The organism is Enterobacter sp. NFIX58, from assembly GCF_900110475.1.
Lineage (GTDB): Bacteria > Pseudomonadota > Gammaproteobacteria > Enterobacterales > Enterobacteriaceae > Enterobacter > Enterobacter quasiroggenkampii.
Map to the genome: position 1 here is coordinate 315,951 of NZ_FODW01000002.1, position 25,548 is coordinate 341,498.

Here is a 25,548-nt window from a genome sequence, read left to right on the forward strand (position 1 = left end):
GAAAATTGGGCAGGTTTCCCTGCCCTTGAATGGCTTACTTCTTAGCGCGCTCTTCGAGCATTGCTACTGCTGGCAGTACTTTGCCTTCCACGAATTCGAGGAATGCGCCGCCACCAGTGGAGATGTAGGAGATCTTGTCAGCGATACCGAACAGGTCGATTGCTGCCAGGGTGTCACCACCGCCTGCGATAGAGAACGCTTCGCTGTCTGCGATGGCGTTAGCAACGATTTCAGTCCCTTTGCGGAAGTTCGGGAATTCGAACACGCCAACCGGACCGTTCCACAGGATAGTTTTTGCGTTTTTGAGGATTTCAGCCAGTTTCTGTGCAGAAACGTCGCCCAGATCCAGAATCTGCTCTTCGTCTTTGATGTCGTTTACAGACTTCAGAGTCGCGGTTGCGGTTTCGGAGAACTCGGTCGCGACGCGAACGTCAGTTGGGACCGGGATATCACAGGTACCCAGCAGGCGTTTGGCTTCGTCAACCAGGTCTGCTTCGTACAGGGATTTACCCACGTTGTGGCCCTGAGCGGCAACGAAGGTGTTCGCGATACCACCGCCAACGATCAGCTGGTCAGCGATTTTAGACAGAGAATCCAGAACGGTCAGTTTGGTGGAAACTTTAGAACCACCAACGATAGCGACCATCGGACGAGCAGGTTCTTTCAGTGCTTTACCCAGCGCTTCCAGTTCGTCAGCCAGCAGAGGACCGGCACACGCAACGTCTGCGAATTTACCGATACCGTGGGTAGACGCCTGAGCACGGTGCGCCGTACCGAAGGCATCCATCACGAATACGTCGCACAGTGCAGCGTATTTTTTGGAAAGGGTTTCGTCGTCTTTCTTCTCGCCTTTGTTGAAGCGAACGTTTTCCAGAACAACCAGTTCACCGGCTGCTACGTCAACGCCATCCAGGTAATCTTTCACCAGGCGAACCGGGTTGGACAGTTTGTCTTTCAGGTAATTAACCACTGGCAGCAGAGAGAACTCTTCGTTGTACTCGCCTTCAGTTGGACGACCCAGGTGGGAGGTGACCATCACTTTAGCGCCCTGCTTCAGAGCCAGCTCGATGGTTGGCAGAGATGCACGGATACGCGCGTCGCTGGTCACTTTGCCATCTTTAACCGGTACGTTCAGATCGGCACGGATGAAAACGCGTTTACCAGCCAGATCCAGATCGGTCATCTTAATTACAGACATGGTGAATCCTCTCGTTGATTCTTAAAGTTTTGCAGACGCACGATGCGCCTTACCTGAAACCTTGAGCAGCCATTGCTAACGTGGTGTCGAGCATTCGGTTAGCAAAGCCCCATTCGTTATCACACCAGACCAGCGTCTTGATAAGGTGTGCGCCACTGACCCTCGTTTGCGTGCCATCGACGATGGCGCTGTGCGGGTCGTGGTTAAAATCTACTGAGACCAACGGTAATTCCGTATAGTCAACTATACCATGAAATGCCCCCTGTGCCGCTTTTTGCAGCAACAGGTTGACTTCACAGGCTTTTACCGGTTTTTTCACCGTCACGCTAAGGTCGATCGCGGTGACGTTGATTGTTGGGACGCGCACGGCAATCGCTTCAAAACGGTCATTGAACTGCGGAAAAATTCGGGTGATCCCTGCCGCCAGTTTCGTATCCACCGGAATGATTGACTGGCTCGCTGCACGCGTGCGCCGTAAATCAGGGTGGTAAGCGTCAATGACCTGCTGATCGTGCATGGCGGAGTGAATCGTGGTCACGGTGCCGGACTCAATGCCATACGCATCGTCTAACAGTTTGATGACCGGAATAATGCAGTTGGTGGTACAGGAGGCGTTGGAAACAATGCGGTGTTCGGCCTGCAGCTCATGCTGGTTGACGCCAAACACGACGGTCGCGTCGAGGTCGTTACTGCCGGGATGAGAAAACAGAACTTTTTTCGCGCCGGCTGTCAGATGCGCTTCGCCATGTTCGCGATTGCCATACACACCGGTACAGTCAAGTACGACATCCACACCCAGTTCACGCCAGGGTAGCCCGGAGATGCTGTTCTCATGCAGCACACGAATCGCGTCATCACCCACAAAAAGCTGATCTCTTTCCTGGCGCACATCCCAGGCAAAGCGTCCGTGGCTGGTGTCATACTTCAATAAATGCGCCATGCCCGCAGCATCCGCCAGTTCATTGATTGCCACCACGGTTATTTCCGCCCGACGTCCGGATTCATACAAAGCACGAACCACATTACGCCCGATGCGACCGAAGCCATTAATCGCTACGCGTACGGTCATAGATCTCCTGCAAAGCAATCCCTGAGTGTGAGGTGGCTGAAAGAGTAATCCAGCTACGCCCGAAGGGGAATCCTTGCTGTCACAAACTGCGATTGATTGGTCAATTGTCGAACATTTAATCGACTGAAACGCTTCAGCAAGAATAAGCGAATCGGGGAATAAAAGGAATGTCTGTCCAGATGAATAAGCGAGCTATATGACTTGCGTCACATTTTCGGTGGAATAATGACGCAAAAAAAACCGGGTGGCGCGCTAGCGCTTACCCGGCCTACTTTCGAGCCATTTGTAGACCCGGTAAGCGTAGCGCCACCGGGCAAAACGGCGATTACAGCAGTTCTTTCGCTTTCGCGACAACGTTCTCAACGGTGAAGCCGAACTCTTCGAACAGCTGCTCTGCCGGAGCAGACTCACCGAAGGTGGTCATGCCGACGATAGCGCCGTTCAGGCCCACGTATTTGAACCAGTAGTCAGCGATACCCGCTTCCACTGCCACGCGAGCGGAAACCGCTTTAGGCAGTACGGATTCACGGTAAGCGGCATCCTGCTTATCGAACGCGTCGGTAGACGGCATGGAGACCACGCGCGCCTTCACGCCTTCGGCAGTCAGTTTTTCCCATGCGGCAACAGCCAGTTCAACTTCAGAACCGGTAGCGATGAAGATCAGCTCTGGCTGGCCCGCGCAATCTTTCAGCACGTAACCACCGCGAGCGATGTTCGCCAGCTGCTCTGGCGTACGCTCCTGCTGTGCCAGGTTCTGACGGGAGAGGATCAGCGCGGTAGGACCGTCCTGACGCTCAACGCCGTATTTCCACGCTACCGCGGATTCAACCTGGTCACACGGACGCCATGTGCTCATGTTCGGGGTTACGCGCAGAGAAGCCACCTGCTCTACTGGCTGGTGAGTTGGACCGTCTTCGCCCAGACCGATGGAGTCGTGGGTGTAAACCATCACCTGACGCTGTTTCATCAGCGCCGCCATACGCACGGCGTTACGCGCATATTCAACGAACATCAGGAAGGTAGAGGTGTACGGCAGGAAACCACCGTGCAGGGAGATACCGTTGGCAATCGCAGTCATACCGAATTCACGTACACCGTAATGGATGTAGTTACCGGCAGTGTCTTCGTTGATTGGCTTAGAACCGGACCACAGGGTCAGGTTAGATGGCGCCAGGTCAGCGGAGCCGCCGAGGAACTCAGGCAGCAGAGGACCAAACGCTTCAATGGCATTCTGAGACGCTTTACGGCTCGCAATTTTAGACGGGTTCGCCTGCAGCTTAGCGATGAACTCGTTCGCTTTCGCGTCGAAGTCAGACGGCATGTCACCTTTCATACGACGGGTGAATTCAGCCGCTTCCTGTGGGAAGGCTTTCGCGTAAGCCGCGAACTTCTCGTTCCACGCCGCTTCTTTCGCCTGGCCTACTTCTTTTGCATCCCACTGAGCATAGATCTCAGATGGGATTTCGAATGCAGGGTATTTCCAGCCCAGCGCTTCGCGGGTCAGTGCGATTTCCGCGTCGCCCAGCGGCGCGCCGTGGGAGTCGTGCGTACCCGCTTTGTTCGGAGAACCGAAGCCGATGATGGTTTTGCACATCAGCAGGGACGGTTTGTCCGTCACAGCGCGCGCTTCTTCTACTGCACGTTTAATCGAGTCAGCATCGTGGCCATCAACGCCACGCACAACGTGCCAGCCGTAGGCTTCGAAACGTGCAGCGGTGTCGTCAGTGAACCAGCCTTCAACGTGACCGTCGATGGAGATACCGTTGTCGTCATAGAACGCAACCAGTTTACCCAGCTTCAGGGTACCTGCCAGGGAGCACACTTCGTGAGAAATGCCTTCCATCATGCAGCCGTCGCCCATGAACGCGTAGGTGAAGTGATCAACGATGTCGTGGCCAGGACGGTTGAACTGCGCCGCCAGGGTCTTCTCAGCGATCGCCATACCCACAGCGTTAGCAATACCCTGACCCAGCGGGCCGGTGGTGGTTTCTACGCCAGCGGTGTAGCCCACTTCCGGGTGACCTGGAGTTTTGGAGTGCAGCTGACGGAAGTTTTTCAGCTCTTCGATAGGCAGATCGTAGCCGGTGAGGTGCAGCAGGCTATAGATCAGCATAGAGCCGTGGCCGTTAGACAGTACGAAACGGTCGCGGTCAGCCCATGACGGGTTCTGCGGGTTGTGGTTCAGGAAATCGCGCCACAGGACTTCGGCGATATCAGCCATACCCATAGGGGCCCCTGGGTGGCCGGATTTGGCTTTCTGTACTGCGTCCATGCTCAGCGCACGAATAGCATTAGCAAGCTCTTTACGTGAGGACATTTTAACTCCAGATCGGACTGTTAAAGGCCATGCCCTTGACGACAGCGCGTTTTGGGCTACGCCGGAAAAAAGTGCCAACAATGTAACCCAAGCGGCATGCCATGTACATGGACCATTCTTTTGCAGCTTAAGAAATCTCTGGATCATGCTCGCATGTTGCGCAATCTGCTCGCCCGGCCCTGTAGATATTCCTTATACTTAGCCCGACACCGGCTTCGCTGACGGTGCACTTTTCGGATTTTATTCAGATTAACGAGTACGGAAGCAACCTCATGAAAATGCGTGCAATAGTGCTGGCCCTGGGTACAACGCTCCTGCTGAGCGGCTGTCAGAATATGGATTCTAACGGCCTGATGACCTCAGGCGCAGAGGCCTTTCAGGCCTATTCCCTGAGCGATGCGCAGGTAAAAGCGCTGAGCGACCAGGCCTGTAAAGATATGGACGGAAAAGCCACGCTTGCGCCGGCTAACAGTACCTACACGCAGCGTCTGAATAAGATTGCTTCCGCGCTGGGCGATAACATCAACGGCCAGCCGGTGAACTACAAGGTTTACATGGCGAAAGACGTCAACGCCTTCGCGATGGCGAACGGCTGTATCCGCGTTTACAGCGGCCTCATGGATATGATGACCGACAACGAAGTGGAAGCGGTCATCGGCCATGAAATGGGCCACGTTGCGCTGGGCCACGTGAAGAAAGGGATGCAGGTTGCCTTAGGCACCAATGCCATCCGCGCAGCGGCGGCCTCAGCAGGCGGTATCGTTGGCAGCCTGTCCCAGTCACAGCTTGGCGACGTGGGTGAAAAACTGGTGAACTCCCAGTTCTCCCAGCGTCAGGAGTCCGAAGCGGATGACTACTCCTACGATCTGTTGCGCAAACGCGGCATTAATCCATCCGGTTTAGCCACCAGCTTTGAAAAACTGGCCAAACTGGAAGCAGGACGTCAAAGCTCAATGTTTGACGATCACCCTGCCTCAGAAGAGCGCGCACAGCATATTCGCGACCGTATGGCCGCAGACGGAATTAAATAATTTCAGAAGGAGGCAGTTTTGCCTCCTTTTTATTTCGCATGAATTGTTAACTTAACAGCACGTATCGATAACACCTCTGAAAGCCCCGCCAAACCTGCCCTGTCATATTGAAATGTCTGGTCACATAATTATTGCAAAGGTCACTTTTTCCGGTAATTATCACCCCTGCAGTTATTCAATTAATATATCCAGACAGAGACGTTCCCTCCGTGAAAAAAGAATTATCATTAATTGCTTTAAGTTTATTTTCCGCATTACCTGCCGCTGCAAGCCAGCAATCCGACAGCCAGGGTTTTATTGACGACAGCCATCTGGACCTGTTTTTACGCAATGCGTATATCAGCCGTGATTATCATCAGGGCCAGCAGGACAAAGCCGAATGGGGTCAGGGGCTCATCGCCACGTTTGCATCCGGCTATACCGAAGGGCTGGTGGGCTTTGGTGTGGACGGTATTGCTCAATACGGCGTGCGCCTGGACGGCGGTCGCGGCAAGAGCGGCGCAGGCGGCATCGACTTCTTTAAGCAGGAAGACGACGGCCGGGCAAAATCCGATCTGGCAAAGTTTGGCGCAACCGCCAAAATGCGCATATCGAATACCGTGCTGAGCTACGGGAATCAGCGTCCTGAGCTGCCCATCGTCAATGCCGACAGCTCTCGCCTGCTCTTTGAAAGCTACACCGGCGCTATGCTGACCTCAAAAGAGATCGACGGTCTGGAAATTAACGCCGGTTATTTCACCGACGAGCAGCGTAAAAGTGACGACCGCCACGACAGCGGGCTGAAGAGCCTCTCCTTCGGCGGCGCGAGCTACCAGTTCAACGATCAGTTCAGCGGCGCGTTTTACGCCTCTCACAATGAAGAGGTGATGAACAAGCAGTATCTGGGCCTGAACTTCAAACAGCCGTTCAGCACCGGGCAGCAGTTGGTGCTCGACTTCAACGGCTATAACTCCCGTCTCGATCAGAGTTACGCGGACAGCCTCGATACGGGCCGCAGCAACGCTATCTGGAGCCTGGCGGCGAGCTACATCTGGGATATTCACACGTTCAAAGTGGCGTACCAGCAGAGCAGCGGCAGCACCGGCTACAACTACGGCGGCTACCGCGATCAGGGCGGCGTGGGTGATGGCGGTAACACCATCTGGCTGGCAAACTCCTACTGGTCTGATTTTAACGGCGAAGATGAACGTTCCTGGCAGGCATCCTACGGTCTGGACTTTGGCGGCCTTGGCCTGCCGGGTCTGAGCTGGACCACCGCCTACGTGCGCGGGGACAACATCAAAACCGCTGAAACCAGTAACGGCAAAGAGCACGAGTGGTTTAACCAGATCCAGTACCAGGTGCAGGATGGCCCGGCGAAGGATCTGAAACTGAAACTGCGCTATTCCGTGTTGCGCGTCTCCAGCAACGCCAGCGACTATAACGTGGGCGGGGACGAGATCCGCGCTTACGTGGAATACCCGTTTAACGTGTTCTAAAGGCAATAAAAAACCTCTCCAGGGAGAGGTTTTTTTACGCCAGAAGAGGCTTATTCGCCTTTTTTGGCTGCCTGGATGTAGAGCATTTCCAGTGCCAGGGTCGCTGCGGCCAGCGCAGTGATCTCGGACTGGTCGTACGCAGGCGCCACTTCCACCACGTCCATCCCGACAATGTTGAGATCCTTCAGGCCGCGCACCAGCTTGATGGCGCGGTCTGAGGTCAGGCCGCCGATTACCGGGGTACCTGTACCCGGTGCAAATGCCGGATCCAGGCAGTCAATGTCGAAGGTCAGATACACAGGCATATCACCCACGATCTGCTTCACCTGCGCGAGGATGTCATCCACGCCGCGGTCGTTAACCTGACCCGCATCCAGCACAGTGAAGCCGTTATCTTTGTCGAACTCAGTGCGAATACCGATCTGCACGGAATGATTCGGGTCGATCAGACCTTCGTTCGGCGCGGTAAAGAACATGGTGCCGTGGTCAAACTCACAGCCGTTCGCGTAGGTGTCGGTATGCGCATCAAAGTGTACCAGCGCCATTTTACCGAAGTGCTTCGCGTGGGCACGCAGCAGCGGCAGGGTCACGAAGTGGTCGCCGCCGAAGGAGAGCATGCGCTTACCGGCAGCCAGCAACTTCTCGGCGTGGGCCTGCAGCTTTTCGCTCATCTCACGCGCATCACCAAAGGCATACACCAGGTCACCGCAGTCCACCACGTTCAGGCGCTCGCGCATGTCGAAGTTCCACGGGAAACGGTTGTGCTCCCAGGCCAGGTTAGTGGAAACCTGACGGATCGCCGCCGGGCCATGACGCCCACCCGCACGGCCTGACGTTGCCATGTCGAACGGCACGCCGGTGATCACCCAGTCCGCGTCACTGTCGTACGGCTGGAAGTTCATCGGAAGGCGTAAAAAACCAAACGCGTTAGATACCAGAGAGTTATCGTACTGATGACCTAAAGTGCTCATGTCCTGTCCTCGTATCATAGATAGACGATCGTTGCTAAAGGTGAAAAAAAAATCCCTTCCGCGTCGTTAAGCCCGACGAGGAAGGGATCGTTTCATATCGTAATGCTGTATGGCGCTAAGAATAGCGCCTGACTCCATTAAATTCAAGCGACTCATAAATACAAATTATATAGCCAACTCTTACCATTCATCGAATAAAACAATAGCCATAAAAATATTATAATCTTTACATTCTTAATATTTCCCCAATGAATATTTAAATGCTCCCATTACGGGCTCCCCCCTTATAATTCAAGAGTAAAGTCTTTCCATAACACATTCATACATACATAAACAGCATGAGATAGTCCGAATTCGGATTTTATTTAGTTATAGCGTGTAGTTTTCTCTTTTTTTACTCCCTACAATCCCGCCGCTTTATTAAAATTTATTTCTAAATGGAATTACTTATGAACAAATATTTAAAAATTGGTCTTTTTACCATTCTGGCGGGAGCGGGTTCTGCAGCAGCGGCAGAAGATGGCACGATTACCTTTGACGGTACTATCAGTGACGCAACCTGTGCTATTACAGGCGGTGATGCACAGGGTGAATCAACCTCTCCTGATTTCACCGTGCATCTGCCAAGCGTCAGCACCACCGCGCTGGCAACAGCTGGTCAACGCGCGGGTGACACGCCATTCTTCATTAAACTGAGCGGTGCAAATTGCACCAACAACAAAGTCGCCAGCGTCTTCTTCGAACTGGCACAGAGCACCAATATCAACGCCACCACCGGTAACCTGAGAAACACCGTCACGACGGGCGGTGCCGATAAAGTTGAAATCGGCCTGTTAGATTCCAGCAAAGCGGTTATGAACCTGAACACCGCAAACAACAGCCCGAAAACAGCGACCATTACAGGTAATACCGCTCGCTTCGACTACTGGGCGCAATACGTTGCCACCGGCGGTGCGGCGACGGCCGGTAAAGTCACCACTGACGTCGTTTATTCCATTAAGTACCAGTAATACCTCTAAGCAGTGGGATTTATCCCACTGCTTTCCCTGCCACATATAGGAACGTTGAGCCTGATGGTCAGTAATATTTTGAAAGTGATGTTAATGGTGACATTGACGTGGTTCCCCTGCGCCAACGCCACTATACAAATTTTAACGACTCGCGTGGCATTCAATGCAAACGAGAGTGAACAAACCGTTCGCGTGAATAACCTCAGCAAAAACCCGGAGCTGGTGCAGGTATGGCTTTCCAGCACCGATAAAACCGATGGAACAGAGAAGGAAAACCTTCCGTTCTTTATCAACCCTCCCGCTGCGCGCGTTAACGGTCAAAAAGGGAAAGTTTTCCGTATCTTCCAGACAGCGGAAGCCGCAGGAAAATACCCGAAAGATCGCGAAACGCTGCTCTGGCTAAACGTGCTGGATATTCCACCAGAACTGCCTGAAGAGGCGGATCAGAACCAGATAAAAATGGCGTTCCGCACAATGATCAAATTTTTCTATCGCCCAGCGGGCCTGAAGGGCAATCCCATGCAGGCGGGCGACGATCTGAAGTGGGAATTGCGTAAAGCGGCAAAAGGCTACGACGTGGTGGGAACCAATAACTCACCTTTCCACGTGAGCATGACCAGCGTCTGGCTGACGAATGCCGACAATAAAGACATCGAGATCCCGGGTGACATGATTGTCCCTTATGGAACGCTGGTTTATCACTTTCCGCAGGTCAGCGCAGTGAGCGGACGCGGCATATTTAAATACAACTATATCACTGATTTAGGCGCATATATTAAGCGCACTTATAACTTTTAATATTTTATACGTTCTACCTTTGGGAAGGTTAAATGTCCGCACGCCATAATAAATACAGGCTTCTCAAAAAAGCGAAAAGTACCCTTGGCCAGATCATTATTCTGGCATTGTGCGTTTCAGGCCAGGCTAACGCCGAAGCAGAGAAAAAAGCGGTAAACTTTTCTCGCGGCTTTATGAATTTCTATAACAGTGGGTTAGACCTTAGCCAGTTCGACGGGGTAGATAAAATCCAGCCCGGAGATTACAAACTGGAAGTATTTAGCAACCTGCGGAAATTAGGCACCTGGCCCATTTCATTTATTCCGGCAAAAAATAAGCAGGGCGTAAATGCCTGCATGACGCCTGAAATGATTATCCGCTTTGACGTCGATACCCGCAAACTGCCGGAAAACTGGAAGACGGGCCGCTGCCTGATCCTTGAAACACTTGTGCCCGGCGCAACCGTGACCTACAACCAGGATGATGAGCGTCTGGACGTCACCGTCCCGCAAGCGATGCTGCTTAATACGCCGGAGGGATACATCAGCCCTGAGCTATGGGACGACGGTGAACCTACCCTCATGGCCTCCTATGCGCTGAGTGGTTCAAGCACGCGCAACCGTGAGTTGGGCGAAACCAGCAACTATCTCTTTGGTAACCTGCAAACGGCGATGACCCTCGGGGCGTGGCGTTTTGTGACCTATGACACCCTGAACCTCGGCAACGATATTGACGATGAGGGGGTCGATCATCTGCAGGCATTTGCCAGCCGGGGGATTGCAGCATTGCAGTCTGAAGTGGTGCTGGGCGATCTCAACACCAGCGGGGAGATGTTTGATACAACGGCCATTCGCGGCGCAAGGCTTGCCACCGACGATCGCATGCTGCCGGACTCCGTGCGCTACTACGCGCCTGTTGTACGGGGTTTTGCCAACAGCAACGCCACAGTCACCATCAAGCAGTCCGGCAGCACCCTCTACGAAAAAGTGGTGCCGCCGGGTGAGTTTGCCATCAGCGATCTCTATGCAACAGGCTACAACGGCGATCTGGAGGTCACCGTCAAAGAGACGGATGGCACCATCAACACCTTTACGGTCCCCTACTCCAGCGTTCCGCAGCTGCTGCGCGAAGGTTACTTCCGCTATTCGCTCTCGTCGGGGGAAATGCGTAATACGTATCTTGCCGATGCGCCATGGATGACCGAGGGCACGCTTCAGTACGGTCTGCTGAATAATCTGACGGGGTACGTGGGTGCGCAAACCGCGTTTGATGGCGATTACAACGCCCTGCTGGGTGGTGTGGCCATCAATACCCCGCTCGGGGCATTAGGTCTGGACGTTACCCGCTCTTATACGAACTTTAACACAGGTATGGGGAGCGATGACTGCGGTTCACTGTGTGACATGTCCCTGCGAATCAGTCTTGCTAAAAACCTTTCAGAAACCGGTACAAACTTCAGCCTGGTAGGTTACCGCTACTCCAGTAAAGATTACTACTCGCTGGCGGATGCCGTCAGCGTGAAGCAGGCGCTGGAGCACGGTAACGACCGATATTTACCCGAGCGCTACCGTGAACGCCTGGAAGCAAACATCAACCAGATGCTGCCTGCGGGCTGGGGAAGTTTTTACGTCAGTGGTTTCATCGGCAACATCTGGAACGATGAACTGGGCCGCACGGAAAAATCCAACTACGCGCTGGGATACAACAACCGGTTTGGCACGTCGACCTGGGGTATTTCACTTGGCCGAACCAATAATGAAGACGGTGGTCATGACGATACGATCTACCTGAGCGTATCCATGCCGCTTGGCCATCGTTATGAGAAACAGGCCCGCCTGGGGGCGAACTTTAGCTACAACAGCGATGAGGCCACCATCCGCACCTCGCTCAGCGGCTCGGCTGGCGAGCGCTCACAGTATGGCTTCAGCGGCTACTTCAGCGAGTCCAGCAGGCCGGAAACCAACTTCGGTACCAACCTTTCTTACGTGGGCGATAGCGCTTCCGGCGGCGTCGCGTTCAGCCAGTCCCTCCACAGCTTCATGGGCGGTCTGAATATGAACGGTGGCGTGGTTGTGCACCGTGGCGGCATCAATTTGACCCCAACGTTAGGCGACACCATTGGCGTAATCGAGGCCAAAGGCGCTGAAGGGGCAAGAGTTTACCCTGATTCAAATGCGGTCATTAAAGATAACGGCTATGGCATTGTCGGCTATCTGACACCTTACCGATACAACGATGTCTTCATTGATCCAAAAGGTACATCAATGAGCGTCGACGTCGAGGATACGCGTAAGAGCATTGTGCCCACCGCGGGTGCCGCCGTGCATATCAAAATGGAAACGCAGCAGAAGCAACAGACCTTTGTGCGCTTCACACATGCCTCCGGGCAGAAGATACCCTTCGGCGCATCCATTTCCGACGGTAGCGACGCCACGCTCGGTATGGTCGGCCAGGGTGGCCTGGCAATGTTGACCTTGCCTGAATCTGGCAAGCCGATCGTTATTAAATGGAAAAGCAATAAGGTGATGAATACGTGCTCAGCAGAGGTCAATCACCTTTCTGATAACAGAAAAAACCGCAATATGAATAAAGCCACCTCCTTTGATGCAATAGATATTATCTGCAAAGGCCTTTAAGAGAAAATGAATAAATACATTACAACTCTGCTTTATCTCCTTATATTATCACTGTTATGGATATTTAGCCTTGAAGTAAAAGCCTCAGCGTGCAGAATCGACGGTGTGGAAAAGGTGTTAAATATCACAGACAACATTACGCTGAACCCTGCGGATAAAGGCTCCGCAGGAACGGTATTATGGTCTAAAACCTATACCGCACCTAACATCAAATATAGCTGTGATGAATCAACGCAAACGCAGTGGCACACTGCATACAGCCGAAATTATCTCTCTTCCTCGATAGATAAAGTCTATGCAACCGAAATTCCGGGCATTGGTATTCGGATGAAATGGCCAGCCAATACCGGAAACGCCTGGGTACCGGGTAACTCCGGCTCTCCTGTGACCTGTAGTCCGAGCTGTTCAATCGATAACAGCACGGTGCTACTGGAGTTTGTTCAGACCGGCACCATTAATCAGGGTGAAACCGAGATCCCTGCCGGTGAAATGGTTAACGTAAAAGTCAAACCTTTGCTCACGCCAGAGGATGAGCTTCGTATTCTTACTATCAATTTATCAGTACCGATTAAAGTGAATACGCGTTCATGCTCCATTTATCCCTCGTCGACAAACGTCAATTTAGGGACCTACAGTATTGCCTCATTCCAGAACACGCAAAATTACCAAGGCGATAAAAAAGACTTTTCTATTACCATCACTTGCCCGAAACAGGAACAGGTTGGCTTAACTATCTCTTCTATGCTCGGGACAAAATTCGCAGAATCGAGCGGTATTCTGGGGGTGGAGACCGGCGAAGGCTACGCCCAAAACTTCGCGATTATGGTTTACGAAAAATCAAGTCCTTATGTCTCAACGTCTCTTATTCTTGGGAAAGAAATTGTTTTCCCGGTTTCATCCCGATTAACGAAAAACTATCAGGCTCAGATTTACGTTCCTACAGAAGTTAATCGCGCAAATTCATTAAGTGCTGGCAGGGTAGTCGGCGCAATTCAATACACCATGGCTATAAAATAATTATCTAGGAGAGATTCGTGCTTCAGCGTTTTTCAAAATATGCGCTTTTATTAGTGCCGCTCATTCCTTTGGCTCACGCTACGGCGGCGGCACTTCCCGGCCAGCAAAATAAACAGGAACTGGATCGTCTCGAAAGACAAACCAGCCAGGCATTAATAGAAGAAGCCAAGCGGAACGAACGGTTAATCCAGCAACAAAAAAAATTGCGTGAAGCCGGAGAAGAAACCCTGACCAGCAGCGACTCGAGCTGGCGATTTCAGATCAATCATATCGTTATTCTTGATGATGTCCTGTTTGACGGTTCGCCACTGCGTCAGGCGATTATCGATCGCTATGAAGGCAAAATGCTCGGCAGAACAGAAATATTTGAACTGGTTAAAGAGCTGACCGATTTTTATATTTCTCGCGGTTATGCCACAACGCTGATTGGTATTGAGCCAGGCAATATCAAAACGGGTACGCTCTCTCTACGGGTGCTGTGGGGAAAAATAAACGATCTTAAGGTTAACGGGCATGAACCGTCTCTCCGTGAACGCACGCGCCTGTTCACTGCCTACCCCTTTGCGAAAGACAAGATTCTGAACATGCAGGATATCGATCAGATGGTCGAAAACCTGCTGCGCGTTTATCCCAAAGACAATATTGATATTCAGCCGTCGATTGTAAACAGCTATTCCGATCTTAATCTGCGGCACGAGCCTGAGTTCCCCCTTTCCGTTGCCGCGGGGCTTAACAACTCTGGCATTAAGGCTGACGGCTGGCAGCAGTATTATGGCAGCGTAACCGCTAAAAACATTGCCGGTATCAATGATATTTTCAACGTATATTATTCATGGAATAACCTGAAAAATAACCAGGATAATCAGGACTCGTGGTCAACGAGTTACAGCATCCCGCTGGGTTACTGGTCATTCGACGCGCTTTATTACAAATCCAGCTACGATAAAACCCTTGCCGGCAATAACGCCAGCTACGCGTCTGACGGAGATTCAGACCGCGCTTCACTGCGTATCAGCCGCATGCTGGGCCGTAACGCCACGGGTAAAACCAGCTGGTGGGCAAAAGTCGAAAGACGTAACAGCGACAACAGCATTGAAAACCACCGTATAGACGTGAGCTCTAAAACCTATACCGCGATTTCGTCAGGCGCAACGTGGGTCGGTGCCCTGATGAACGGCTGGTTCTATGGCGATGTGGGCGTGACGGCGGCGGTTCCCTGGTTCGGTTCTGCCTGGAAAAACGATGCCGACCTCAAAGGATTTGACCTTGATTACGTCAAGTACAACGGCATTGCCAGTTGGACGCGTCCGCTTTTTCAGGCTGGCCGTCTCGGTGGCGTCTATGAACTCAACGCCGGGTTCCAGTACACCCCGCACGTCCTGGTCAGCGATGCCAAATTAACGCTGGGCGATGAATTCACCGTGCGCGGCTTTAAGGACGATAGCCTGCTGGTTGATAGCGGCGGCTGGATCGCCAATACGCTGCAGTTTCCTTTTGATATTGGCATCGGCGGTATTTATCAGCTTATTCCCTATTTAGGTTATGACCTGGGCTTTGCCAAAGATAATTGCCCTAAAGGCGTCAACGTATGTGACAGCCAATTCATGATGGGTGGCTCGGTCGGAATTAAAGCTACCGGTAGCCATTTCTCAACATATGTCCTCGCGGGCTGGCCTATAAAAAAACCAGATTCACTGGAAGAGAATACCGTCGATAACACGGTCGTTTATTACAAGATGGAAGTAACTTTCTAATTTAAGGAATTTTTATGAGCAATAATAAAACTTCAAAAACGAAGCTAACCGCTGGGAATTTGCATAAACACCTTTGTCCCCTTTTTATTTCGATAGCGGGTATCCTCGCCGCTAATGCCGAAGCCGCGACGGTGCCGGATGCCAGCCAGAGTAAAGGGCCAACCATGGGCCAGGCGGCTAACGGCACACCAGTCGTGAATATCACCGATCCGAATGCGAAAGGTGTTTCACTGAATAAATTTGACCAGTTTAACGTTGATAAAAATGGTCTGATCTTTAACAACAGCATGCAGGATGGCGTGTCTAAGATCGGGGGCTATACGGTTAAAAACGCCCAGCTTGAGCATGAAGCAAAAGCCATTATCAGTGAAGTGACGGGTGCCCAGGCGTCCTATATTAACGGCACGATGGAAGTCTTTGGCAGAAAAGCGGACGTGATCGTTGCCAACGAAAACGGCATTAGCGTTAACGGCGCCACCACCATTAATGCCAACAGCCTGACGCTGAGTACCGGTAAGGTACAGATGAAAGAGGACGGCAACTATAAACTTGCGGTTGAGAAAGGTAACGTTTCTGTTACGGGACAAGGTATTTCTACCGAAGGGCTGACTTACTTCGACATCGTCAGCCGCAGCGCTCAACTGGAAGGTGAAATTGCGGGTCAGGCCGACATCAAGGTTGTTGCGGGCCAGAACGACTACGACCTCTCCAGCCGCGCGCATAGCGTTCGCAATGCGGGTGACGGACACGCACCGGATGTCGCGATTGATGGTCGGGCAATGGGGTCGATGTACGGCGGTAAAATTCAGCTTATCAGTACCGAGTCCGGCGCAGGCGTCCGTCACCAGGGCAGTATCATAGCCACGGATGATATTGAGATCAGCGCTAACGGCGACGTGACGCTGACAGGCATACGCAGCGACAAAAACGTCACCGTCAGCGGCAACAATATTGCCCTCAATAAAAACAGCAGCGGCGCCGGGAGCACCGAAGCGCAGAATAATATTATCCTGCATGCCCTCTCCGGCCTGACGGTGAATAACGACCTGATCTCCCGTACCGGTACCATCCGCATTGATGCGTCTACCCTGCTGCAAAACACGGCTGCGATCCTCGCGCAAAACAGTGCGACGACAGCGGTTCCCGCGATTCAGATTAATGTTGCCGGGCAGTACACCCTTTCCGGCAAACTCAAGGCGCTGGATGCTAACGGAGCCGTCATTTCCGGTGGCGTCGTTACGTTAAAAAATGGCGATTTTGTCGTCATTCAGAATGGCCAGCAGGTGCCATTCAGTACCCTCGTCTCCGACGCGGAGGTCGTCAGCAACAGTGGTGATATCAACATCACTGCGGGCAGCATGACCAACAATGAAGGCGTTATTCTCGCGAAGAAAGGAACGCTTCAGTTCAACCTCACCGGCGCGTTTGAAAACAAGGGTTCCGTCAGCGCCACAGGGGATATCCGGATTGCATCAGGTTCGATGAAGAACAATGGCATTCTCTATGCCAGCAACGCCCAGACGCTGTCTGTCGGTCATCTTGACAATGCAGGCCGCCTCTACGCGGATAACAATCTGGTCATGACCGCCAGCGCCCTTAACAACAGTGGTCATATCGGTGCGGATAGCGGTGAGGTGCGCATTAACGTCAACGGTGATGTGTCAAACAGCGGTACCCTGAGCGGTAACGATGCGCTGATCTTTATTGATGCCGACGGTAATATCGTCAACGACGGCACCATTGCCAGCAACAAGCATGACGTGACGCTGGCATCCGGCGGTGACACCCTCAGCAATACCGGACGTATTGCAGGGCGTAATGTCTCCGCCAGTACCCGTAAGGCCGGTGCAACCGTCAGTAACCGCGGCAGCGTCAGCGCGAGCGAGAAGTTGACCATCGCCACCGAGAATCTGAAAAACCAGGGCGGCACGCTGAGTGCGGGCACAGACATGCAGCTTGATGTCAAAAAAGCGCTGCTGAACAGTCAAAAAGGCAGCATTGTTGCCGGAAAGAATCTGACCCTAAATGGCGACGGCGCGCTGGCTGTAAACAATAACGATGGGCTGCTCCAGGGCGAAAATGTCCATGCCAGCGGAATTTCCACCCTTGCAAACACGCATGACGCACTGATCGCGGCAAGAGAAAACCTCTCCGTTTCAGCAACATCGTTGCTTAACGACGCCTCAACGATTCAGGCCGGTAGCCTGACGCTCGACCGCGTTAGCGCCGTCGATAACCTGAACGCCGCCACGCTGTATGCCAGCAAGACGCTGCAACTGACCCATCTCAACACGCTCAATAACACCGGCAGCTTTGTGATTTCTGACGGCACGCTGTCATTGTCCGATGTGAACACCCTCAATAACACTGAAGGTGCAACCCTGTTCGGCGCAGAAAACACCACGCTGAGAAACGTAGGTACCCTGAATAACAGCGGCGCCTCGATGATTAAATCGGATGCCGCTCTCTCCATCGCGGGAGCAACCACGCTTAACAACAGCAGCGATGCGGTGATTGCCTCTGCTGGCGATCTGACTATCAGCGGCGTGAAAACGTTAAACAACCGCGCCGTGATGATCGGCAACGGGACCATTGCGATCGACGACGTTGACGACCTGAAAAACGAAGGTGTGGTTCAGGCGGGCCTGGATCTGATCATCCGCAACGTTAAAAACCTGACCAACAACGGCGAAGATCATGTGTTGGTTGCGCTGCGTAATCTGACGATTGAAGACGTTGAGTCCCTCGTCAACAGCGACAGCGCGGTGATCTCCGCCAATATGAAAACGGTCCTGAACGCCATTGGCGTTGTGACAAACCGCACGGCGGGCATCATCCAGGCCGTTAATGGACCGCTGGAGATAGTTGCCGACACGCTGAGTAATCTCGGCAGTATCACCGCTGATGATGGACAGCAGTCAGTGTCCACTATCGTGGCGGGCGGCGACATCACGATTAACGCGCAAAACCTGGCCAACACCGAACAGGCGGTGATTGTGTCGACGCAAAGCGACTTGTCTCTTAACGTCGCTCACAATGTGATCAACTCTGACGCGGCAGTGATTTCTGGGGCAAATAACACCACCCTTAATGTGGCCGGAGGAACGATCACCAACGAAAGAAATGGTCTGATCGCCGGTAATAACGTCACGATCAACGCGTCGAAACTGAATAATCATGAATCTGGCGTAACGGTCGCCAGAAACGACATGAATCTCAACCTTGACACGCTAAATAACACCAGCGGCATCCTCGAAGCGGGTCATGATTTAATGCTCAGGGTGAAAGATTCCCTCACCCTGGATGACATGACCCGTAATATCCGCGCGGGTCATGATATGACGCTGAGCACCGAAGGCTCCCTGTTCAATAACACCATGATGGAAGTGATTGGCAACCTGACGCTGCAGGCAGACGGTAAATTTGTCAACAGCAAGTCTGTCGTGACGGGCGGGGATATGCACATCCATGCCGGTGGGATGACGAACAACAGTAACAGCCTGCTTTGGTCGCTGGGGCAGATGGATATTGATGTCCGCAATGGCACCTTTGTGAATGACTTTACGGGCAACATTCTGAGCATGGGCGACATGTCGCTCATCGCGAAAAGCCTGATTAACTACGCCGGGATCATTCGCTCCGAGCAAAATATTAATATTGATGCAGCCTATCTGGAAAACCAAAGCACCTATACGGGCGGCACGATTTCGCAAACCCAAACGCAGGACGCAGTGGGCCAGTGGTCCGGTGTAGATAACGTGATGACGCAGGTCAGCATCACCACGGTGCTGCACATTCCGGTATTGAGCTCCGATATCGCCATGGACAAACTTGGCGAAATCAGCGCGGGCAAAGATATCAATATCAACCAGCGCGATATCTTCGCGGACAAAGAGATCAAAAATACCGGCGGCCTGATCCAGGCGGGACGTGATATCACCATTACCGGTAATCTTCTGAACTCGCCAAAATATACGTCGGAATCGATGTATGATTATCTGCACCTCACGCTCAATGAACCGATCGTGCTGACCGACTTCTGGAAGGTGGCATCGGAGCACTACACGACGCTGACCTTCAGCTCGCTGTATCAATATCTCGATTTCGTCTTTGGCGACGGCGAGCCCGAGACCAAAAGCGGCAGCGAGGATCCGAACAGAGATCGTAGCTATAAATCCCTGATCGACGCCGCAAATACCTCAACCCAGCTCAGCTATGTCATGAGCAAAGTGTTTGGCGAAACGTGGAACGCGCAGGAGTACGGTACCCTGAGCGCAGCATGGCACAGTCTCAACGACGGTGATGCCAGCACTAACTCACTGAAGAAAAATATGATCTACTTTGTGCCGTCTGAAAAAGGCGAAATCACGGCGGGTCGTAACTTCACGCATAATGGCGGCACCCTGGATAACGGCCTGGCGAACGCGGGTACGATCAGAGAGAACGCCACTGTTCAGAATATCGACGTGGGTGACTACAGCGTAGATACGGTCATTGCGGGCTATGATGTTGCCGTCAATACCAAAACGCTGGAAGAGCTGGCCATGGGGATTAGCCCGCTGCCGACCATAAAGGATTTGGTCTCCCTGCCGGGGATGTTTGAAGTCACAGACGAATTCAAAAAAGCCTCCGCGGCGGCGAAAAACGGTACCGAATACAGCGGCCCGGCCAACCACATCATTCCAATTTTCGAAACGCGCCCGGAAATGATCGACCAGAGCCAGTACAGCGGCTCTGACTACTATTTCGACAAGGTGGATTACACCACCACCGAGACCGTTAACGTCATTGGGGATAACTACTTCATCTCCGAATTGATTCGTCGAGAGATCAGCCGCTCCGTGGGCAGCATGTTTGCGATACGAGACGGTCTCGAAGGCGATGCGCTGGTGCAGAATCTGATGGATAACGCCGGAATTGCGGCGAAAAACAGCGATCTGAATCTGGTGGTGGGCCAACCCCTGAGCGAAGAGCAGCGCAATGGGCTGACCCAGGATATCGTCTGGTTCGTGAGCCAAAACATCAAAGGGACGGAAGTGCTGGTACCGGTAGTCTACCTTTGCCCTGAAACCCTTCGTCAGCTGGCTTCCGGTGATATCAGCAATGGCACAGCGTCCATCGCTGCCGGGAATAGCCTGTCTGTTGATGCCACCGCCATCAACAACGTGAACGGTACCCTCTCCTCCCGGGGTGACGTTACGCTGGTGGCCGAGGGTGATATCAAAAACATCAGCAACGCGACGAATGCCGGCATCTCTGCGGGTAATAACGTCTCAATGACGTCGGAAAAGGGCAGCATTGCCTCTAACGGTGCGGCAGTGAACGCCGGTGGCGACATTGACATGAAGGCTGAACAAGGCGACATCACGCTGACCGCGTCTGTCGGCCACGGCGAAGACGGCAAGCAGATGATTCATGCGCACGATGACGGCGTCACCGCTGGCGGCAGTATCAATATGCAGGCGAAAACTATCACCTCCAACGCGGCGGATATTACGGCAGGCCAGGACGTGACCATGAAGGCAAGCGAAGGTGACGTCACCTTCAACGACCTGCATCAGATTGATTCTACCCGTACCATCAATACCGAGATCACCGGTCTGTCCAGCTATACCACCACCGACACCAAAACGGTCAGCGGGGAAGCTATCGGCTCAACCATCAAGGCTGGCGGTAACGTTCAGATTGATGCCAGCAAGAATGTGGTCATGGAAGGCGGCAGCATTAACGCCAACGGCGGCGCCATCAATGCGGCAGAAAACGTTGAGATAAAAACCTCTGAAAACGTGTCCGTTCAGGAACAAACCACGCAGTCTCGCCAGTTTATTGCCGATGCCTCAATCAGCGGTGGCGGTAAATCCGCCTCGGTGTCCTACGGCAAAAATGAGGGCACTACAAAAAATACCACCTCTGGCGACTACTCCAGCGCGGGCGGTAGCTCTGAAACCTCCGCGGTTGGCGACAAACCTGGCCGCGCGCCGATCACCGATACGGCAGGTTTCAGGGTGGGTATGGAAGACACGACCGATACCGTGTCGACCCAGAGCAAGCAGAACACCAACGCGTCCATTAATTTTGCCGATTCCGGTTCCGTGAATGCAGGAAAAACGGCGGATATTGGCGGCGCTGACCTTTCAGCCGGCGATAAGCTCAGCATTAACGCGCAGGATGTCGCCAGCACCAAATACGAGGATGAAACCAAAACCACCACCACACACAAAGACCGCTTTGTCGGTATTTCAGGTGAGGCTCACAGTGCCGTAGCTGACGCGATCGACAAAACCGGTAATCTGATTGATAAATCGCAGAAAGGTCAGTCAATTAACGGCGGAACCACGACGGCGGAAGTGCTGGGCGATGTGTCCAACATCCTGTTGAACGATCTTGCTGGCGCCTCCGTCACTTTCGGCGGTAACACGACGAAAACGAAAGAAACGAGCACCGCAACGGCGGAGAACATCACCAATATCAATGCTAAAAACGTCAGCATTAATTCGACCAACGATACCACGCTCAACGGCGTGAACGTGAACTCGCAGAATACGGAGATCAATGCGGGTGGCGATGTGGACATCAACGCGGCGAAATCAACAACCTCTTACACCAGTGAAACCGACAAACACAAAGGCGGTATTACCGCAGGCGTAGGCGTGGATATTACCGGCATAAGCGGCGGCGTTTCGGTCGATTACAACGGCAGTACGGAGCACGGTTCCGGCAGCTCGACGTCGTACCAGAACAGTACCCTCACCGGCGAAAATGTGACGGTGAACGCGGGCGGTGATATGCACATGAAGGGCGCTAACATTGATGCTGCGAAGGCCGATGTGAATGTCGCGGGCGACATGACTGTCACCTCCGTACAGGATACCGAGCACACCGAAAGCAGCCGCGGTAACTGGGGCGCCTCGGTGGGCATATCGGGCACGTCGACAGGCGTTATCCCTAACGTATCCGTAAACGGGGGCGGAGGCTCCGAGAGTTACGATTCGGCTAAAACAGCGAAGCAATCCGGTATCAATACCTCGGGCGAACTGAATGTCAAAACCGGCGGCGACCTGAACATGACCGGGGCCAACCTGGTGTCTCAGGACGGCTCGGGCTCGGTGAACGTTGCAGGCGATATTAATGCGAAAACGCTGGAAGACCACGTTGAGCAGGATGGTTTGTACGGCGGCGGCGGTATCGGCCTGAGCGTGAAGGACAAAAAGGCCGTCGTGCCGTCTGCGAACATCTACGTCGATACCGTGGATGAAATTCACTACAACGAAACGCAGAAATCCACCATCGCAGTGGGTGACACGACCAGCGCGGCGGTAAACGGTGAGCTCAACGCCGATAAAGAGGCAATGTCGACCGTGACGCGTGATGAGAAAGAAGCAGGAAATAACATCTCCTACACGCTCGCCGATCCGGGCATCCGCAAGAAGAAGAAAAACGGCGCTGACGCAGACAGCGATACGCCAGCGGTGCCGGATGACGGCCATACGGGCGGTGGCGGTTGTCCACACAAGTGCACGCCGACTAAGCCGGGCTCAGCGCAGCAGACCACGACAACGACGACGCGCACCACGTCCGATTCTCAGCACATGACGGTTGAGAAAACGACGGCGTCAACGACCTCCACGTCCGCCTCTTCGGTGGTGCATAAAGAGGCCGTCGCGTCTGAAACAGCACACAGTGAAGCCGTGCCGAAAGTCGTGCCGTCAGCGTCTCAGCCGTTGACGCCAAAAGCAAAACCAGAGGCCGCAACGGTTACGCCAGTGAAGAAATGGGCCGTACCGGAAACTCACTATCCGGTGCTTTCTCCGGGCTCCGCGACGGCTAAAACCGGTAAAGACATGCCGAAAACACCGGACCACAGGAAGTGGAATGGCGACATGACCAACGGCGTTGCGCCGTCCAGCAACACCAAAGGCGATGACGTCAAGCTCTCTCCGGGGTCGTCCACCGGTCAAACCGGGATGGATATGCCGAAAACGCCGGAGCACAAGCAGTGGAATGGCGACATGACCAACGGCGTTGCGCCGTCCAGCAACACTAAAGGCGATGACGTTAAGCTCTCTCCGGGATCGTCCACCGGTCAAACCGGGATGGATATGCCGAAAACGCCGGAACACAAGCAGTGGAACGGCGACATGAGCAAAGGTGCGATGAACGTGCGTCCCCAGTGGAAGGCGTTGCAAATCGATCGACCGATTAATATCTATGCCCCGGTGACCATCACCTTCACCGACCAGCAGTACAGCTAAAACAAAAGGGTCTGACTTTCGTCAGACCCTTTTTTTAACGCTCCATTCGTGCGTTATTCGTCTTCCAGGTACGTATAACCGTACAGACCCGCTTCAAACTCTTCCAGGAACTGCTGCTGCAGCGCATCGTCCAGCCCGGTGTTTTTCACCTGGTCGCGGAACTGCGTCAGCAGGGTTTTCGGATCGAGCTGAACGTATTCCAGCATGTCCGCCACGGTATCCCCTTCGTCAGACAGCTCAACTTCCACGCTGCCGTCAGGGAAGACAAACACGTCAACCGCCTCGGTATCACCGAACAGGTTGTGCATGTTGCCGAGGATCTCCTGATACGCGCCGACCATAAAGAAGCCCAGCATCGGCGGGTTCTCCGGGTCGTACTCCGGCATTGGCATCGTCGTTGCGATACCGTCGCCATCAACGTAGTGGTCGATTGCGCCGTCAGAGTCACAGGTGATGTCCAGCAGCACCGCGCGACGTTCCGGGGCGTGGTTCAGCCCTTCCAGCGGCAGAACCGGGAACAGCTGATCGATACCCCAGGCATCCGGCATCGACTGGAACAGCGAGAAGTTGACGTAGATCTTATCCGCCATTCGCTCCTGCAGCTCGTCGATAATCGGACGGTGCGCACGGTTGCTCGGGTCGAGCTGTTTCTGCACTTCATGGCACATGTTCAGGTAGAGCTGCTCCGCCCACGCGCGCTCCTGCAGGCTGAAGGTGCCTGAAGAGTAGCCGACGTGGATGTCGTGCAGGTCCATCTGGCTGTCGTGCAGCCATTCGCGCAGGGAACGACGCGTGCCCGGCTCGTGCATCTCCTGCCAGGTTTCCCACATGCTCTGCAGGGAACGCGGCGCATCGTCTGCCGGCGGCGTCGCTTCGGTGGTTTCGCTGCGCTCAACGCCGATGATGTTCGAGACCAGTACCGTATGGTGCGCGGTGACCGCGCGACCGGATTCGGTGATCACCGTCGGGTGCGGCAGGCCGTTCTCTTCACAGGCATCGCCGATCGCCCAGATAATGTTGTTCGCGTATTCGTTCAGGCCGTAGTTCACGGAGCAGTCAGACTGCGAGCGGGTCCCTTCGTAGTCCACGCCCAGGCCGCCGCCCACGTCGAAGCACTGAATATTCACGCCAAGCTTGTGCAGCTCAACGTAGAAACGCGCTGACTCACGTACGCCGGTCGCGATGTCGCGAATGTTGGCCATCTGCGAGCCGAGGTGGAAGTGCAGCAGCTGAATGCTGTCCAGACGACCACGCTCGCGCAGAATTTCTACCAGTTGCAGCACCTGGTTCGCCGCCAGGCCGAACTTGGATTTTTCGCCGCCGGAGGACTGCCATTTTCCGGAACCCTGTGACGCCAGACGCGCACGCACGCCAAGGCGCGGCACCACGTTCAGACGCTCGGCCTCTTCCAGCACGATGGCGATTTCAGTCATCTTCTCGATAACCAGATAGACCTTGTGGCCCATCTTCTCGCCAATCAGCGCCAGACGAATGTATTCACGGTCTTTATAGCCGTTACAGACGATCACTGAACGGGTCATGCCCGCATGGGCCAGAACCGCCATCAGCTCCGCTTTGGAGCCGGCTTCCAGACCCAGCGGCTCGCCGGAGTGGATCAGAGATTCGATCACGCGGCGGTGCTGGTTTACCTTGATGGGGTAAACCAGGAAGTAGTCGCCTTTATAGCCGTAGGATTCACGCGCGCGCTTGAACGCGGCGTTAATCGAACGCAGGCGATGTTGCAGGATCTGCGGGAAGCAGAACAGTGCAGGCAAACGCTGGCCCTGAGCTTCACGGGCTTTCACCAGTTTGGCGAGATCCACGCGCGCTTCAGGGACGTCCGGATCCGGGCAGACGCTGATGTGGCCCAGTTCGTTGACGTCGTAGTAGTTATTGCCCCACCAGGCAATATTGTAAGTGCGCAGCATCTTGCTGGCTTCCTCGGAGCTCATCGCAACCTCCTGCATAGAACGTAGTACACCCTGTTCGCCCGCTGACGAAGGCGAAAAAGAAGACATGTCGTCAGACATAGCGAACC

At 53.6% G+C, this 25,548-nt stretch carries 13 protein-coding genes; 8 read left to right on the forward strand and 5 right to left on the reverse strand.

The features are described from left to right. Nucleotides 1-34: 34 nt before the first annotated feature. The 3 genes from pgk to tkt form a co-directional block, all read right to left on the reverse strand. Complete coding sequence (pgk, locus tag BMW97_RS11155; protein ID WP_008499732.1) at nt 35-1,198, reverse strand: phosphoglycerate kinase; 1,164 nt, start codon at nt 1,196-1,198, stop codon at nt 35-37. 49 nt (nt 1,199-1,247) lie between these two features. After that, nucleotides 1,248-2,267: an erythrose-4-phosphate dehydrogenase gene (epd, locus tag BMW97_RS11160; RefSeq protein ID WP_045909922.1), complete on the reverse strand. Its 1,020-nt coding sequence runs from the start codon at nt 2,265-2,267 to the stop codon at nt 1,248-1,250. A gap of 325 nt (nt 2,268-2,592) precedes the next feature. Next, on the reverse strand, nt 2,593-4,584 hold the full coding sequence (tkt, locus tag BMW97_RS11165) for a transketolase (RefSeq protein ID WP_045909923.1): 1,992 nt from the start codon (nt 4,582-4,584) through the stop codon (nt 2,593-2,595). A gap of 272 nt (nt 4,585-4,856) precedes the next feature. Between tkt and BMW97_RS11170 the strand changes: the two genes are divergently transcribed. Next, the gene (locus tag BMW97_RS11170; protein ID WP_021242066.1) at nt 4,857-5,615 is read left to right on the forward strand and encodes a metalloprotease LoiP; all 759 of its coding nucleotides are present in this window, start codon (nt 4,857-4,859) and stop codon (nt 5,613-5,615) included. Between the two features lie 209 nt (nt 5,616-5,824). Next, nucleotides 5,825-7,093 (forward strand): OprD family outer membrane porin, encoded by a 1,269-nt coding sequence (locus BMW97_RS11175; RefSeq protein WP_045909924.1) that lies wholly within the window; start codon nt 5,825-5,827, stop codon nt 7,091-7,093. A gap of 50 nt (nt 7,094-7,143) precedes the next feature. Here the strand turns inward: BMW97_RS11175 and speB are convergent, their stop codons facing one another. Continuing rightward, entirely contained in the window at nt 7,144-8,064 is a 921-nt protein-coding gene (speB, locus tag BMW97_RS11180; RefSeq protein WP_008499737.1) for an agmatinase, read from the reverse strand. A gap of 449 nt (nt 8,065-8,513) precedes the next feature. On the opposite strand from speB, the gene BMW97_RS11185 reads away from it, so the two are divergent. The 6 genes from BMW97_RS11185 to BMW97_RS11210 all read left to right on the forward strand — a co-directional run bounded on the left by BMW97_RS11185 (nt 8,514) and on the right by BMW97_RS11210 (nt 23,510). Next, a complete protein-coding gene (locus BMW97_RS11185; protein WP_045909925.1) occupies nt 8,514-9,074 on the forward strand; it encodes a fimbrial protein in 561 nt (186 codons plus the stop codon). A gap of 63 nt (nt 9,075-9,137) precedes the next feature. Beyond that, the gene (locus tag BMW97_RS11190) at nt 9,138-9,872 is read left to right on the forward strand and encodes a fimbrial biogenesis chaperone (RefSeq protein ID WP_080474241.1); all 735 of its coding nucleotides are present in this window, start codon (nt 9,138-9,140) and stop codon (nt 9,870-9,872) included. A gap of 32 nt (nt 9,873-9,904) precedes the next feature. Next, nucleotides 9,905-12,487, forward strand: a complete 2,583-nt coding sequence (locus BMW97_RS11195; protein ID WP_090392762.1) for a fimbria/pilus outer membrane usher protein — start codon at nt 9,905-9,907, stop codon at nt 12,485-12,487. Nucleotides 12,488-12,592: 105 nt separating this feature from the next. Further along, entirely contained in the window at nt 12,593-13,504 is a 912-nt protein-coding gene (locus BMW97_RS11200; protein WP_223539535.1) for a fimbrial protein, read from the forward strand. Nucleotides 13,505-13,521: 17 nt separating this feature from the next. Next, on the forward strand, nt 13,522-15,258 hold the full coding sequence (locus BMW97_RS11205) for a ShlB/FhaC/HecB family hemolysin secretion/activation protein (protein WP_045909927.1): 1,737 nt from the start codon (nt 13,522-13,524) through the stop codon (nt 15,256-15,258). Nucleotides 15,259-15,272: 14 nt separating this feature from the next. Continuing rightward, nucleotides 15,273-23,510, forward strand: a complete 8,238-nt coding sequence (locus tag BMW97_RS11210; RefSeq protein ID WP_090392764.1) for a two-partner secretion domain-containing protein — start codon at nt 15,273-15,275, stop codon at nt 23,508-23,510. Nucleotides 23,511-23,563: 53 nt separating this feature from the next. Here the strand turns inward: BMW97_RS11210 and speA are convergent, their stop codons facing one another. Continuing rightward, nucleotides 23,564-25,540, reverse strand: a complete 1,977-nt coding sequence (gene speA, locus BMW97_RS11215) for a biosynthetic arginine decarboxylase (protein ID WP_008499744.1) — start codon at nt 25,538-25,540, stop codon at nt 23,564-23,566. Nucleotides 25,541-25,548: the final 8 nt, after the last annotated feature.

What these genes read in the sequence shown, in the direction of transcription:
- pgk (WP_008499732.1), bottom strand. Translation starts at nt 1,198, where the DNA reads ATGTCTGTAATTAAGATGACCGATCTGGATCTGGCTGGTAAACGCGTT.
- epd (WP_045909922.1), bottom strand. Translation starts at nt 2,267, where the DNA reads ATGACCGTACGCGTAGCGATTAATGGCTTCGGTCGCATCGGGCGTAAT.
- tkt (WP_045909923.1), bottom strand. Translation starts at nt 4,584, where the DNA reads ATGTCCTCACGTAAAGAGCTTGCTAATGCTATTCGTGCGCTGAGCATG.
- BMW97_RS11170 (WP_021242066.1), top strand. Translation starts at nt 4,857, where the DNA reads ATGAAAATGCGTGCAATAGTGCTGGCCCTGGGTACAACGCTCCTGCTG.
- speB (WP_008499737.1), bottom strand. Translation starts at nt 8,064, where the DNA reads ATGAGCACTTTAGGTCATCAGTACGATAACTCTCTGGTATCTAACGCG.
- BMW97_RS11185 (WP_045909925.1), top strand. Translation starts at nt 8,514, where the DNA reads ATGAACAAATATTTAAAAATTGGTCTTTTTACCATTCTGGCGGGAGCG.
- BMW97_RS11190 (WP_080474241.1), top strand. Translation starts at nt 9,138, where the DNA reads ATGGTCAGTAATATTTTGAAAGTGATGTTAATGGTGACATTGACGTGG.
- BMW97_RS11195 (WP_090392762.1), top strand. Translation starts at nt 9,905, where the DNA reads ATGTCCGCACGCCATAATAAATACAGGCTTCTCAAAAAAGCGAAAAGT.
- BMW97_RS11210 (WP_090392764.1), top strand. Translation starts at nt 15,273, where the DNA reads ATGAGCAATAATAAAACTTCAAAAACGAAGCTAACCGCTGGGAATTTG.
- speA (WP_008499744.1), bottom strand. Translation starts at nt 25,540, where the DNA reads ATGTCTGACGACATGTCTTCTTTTTCGCCTTCGTCAGCGGGCGAACAG.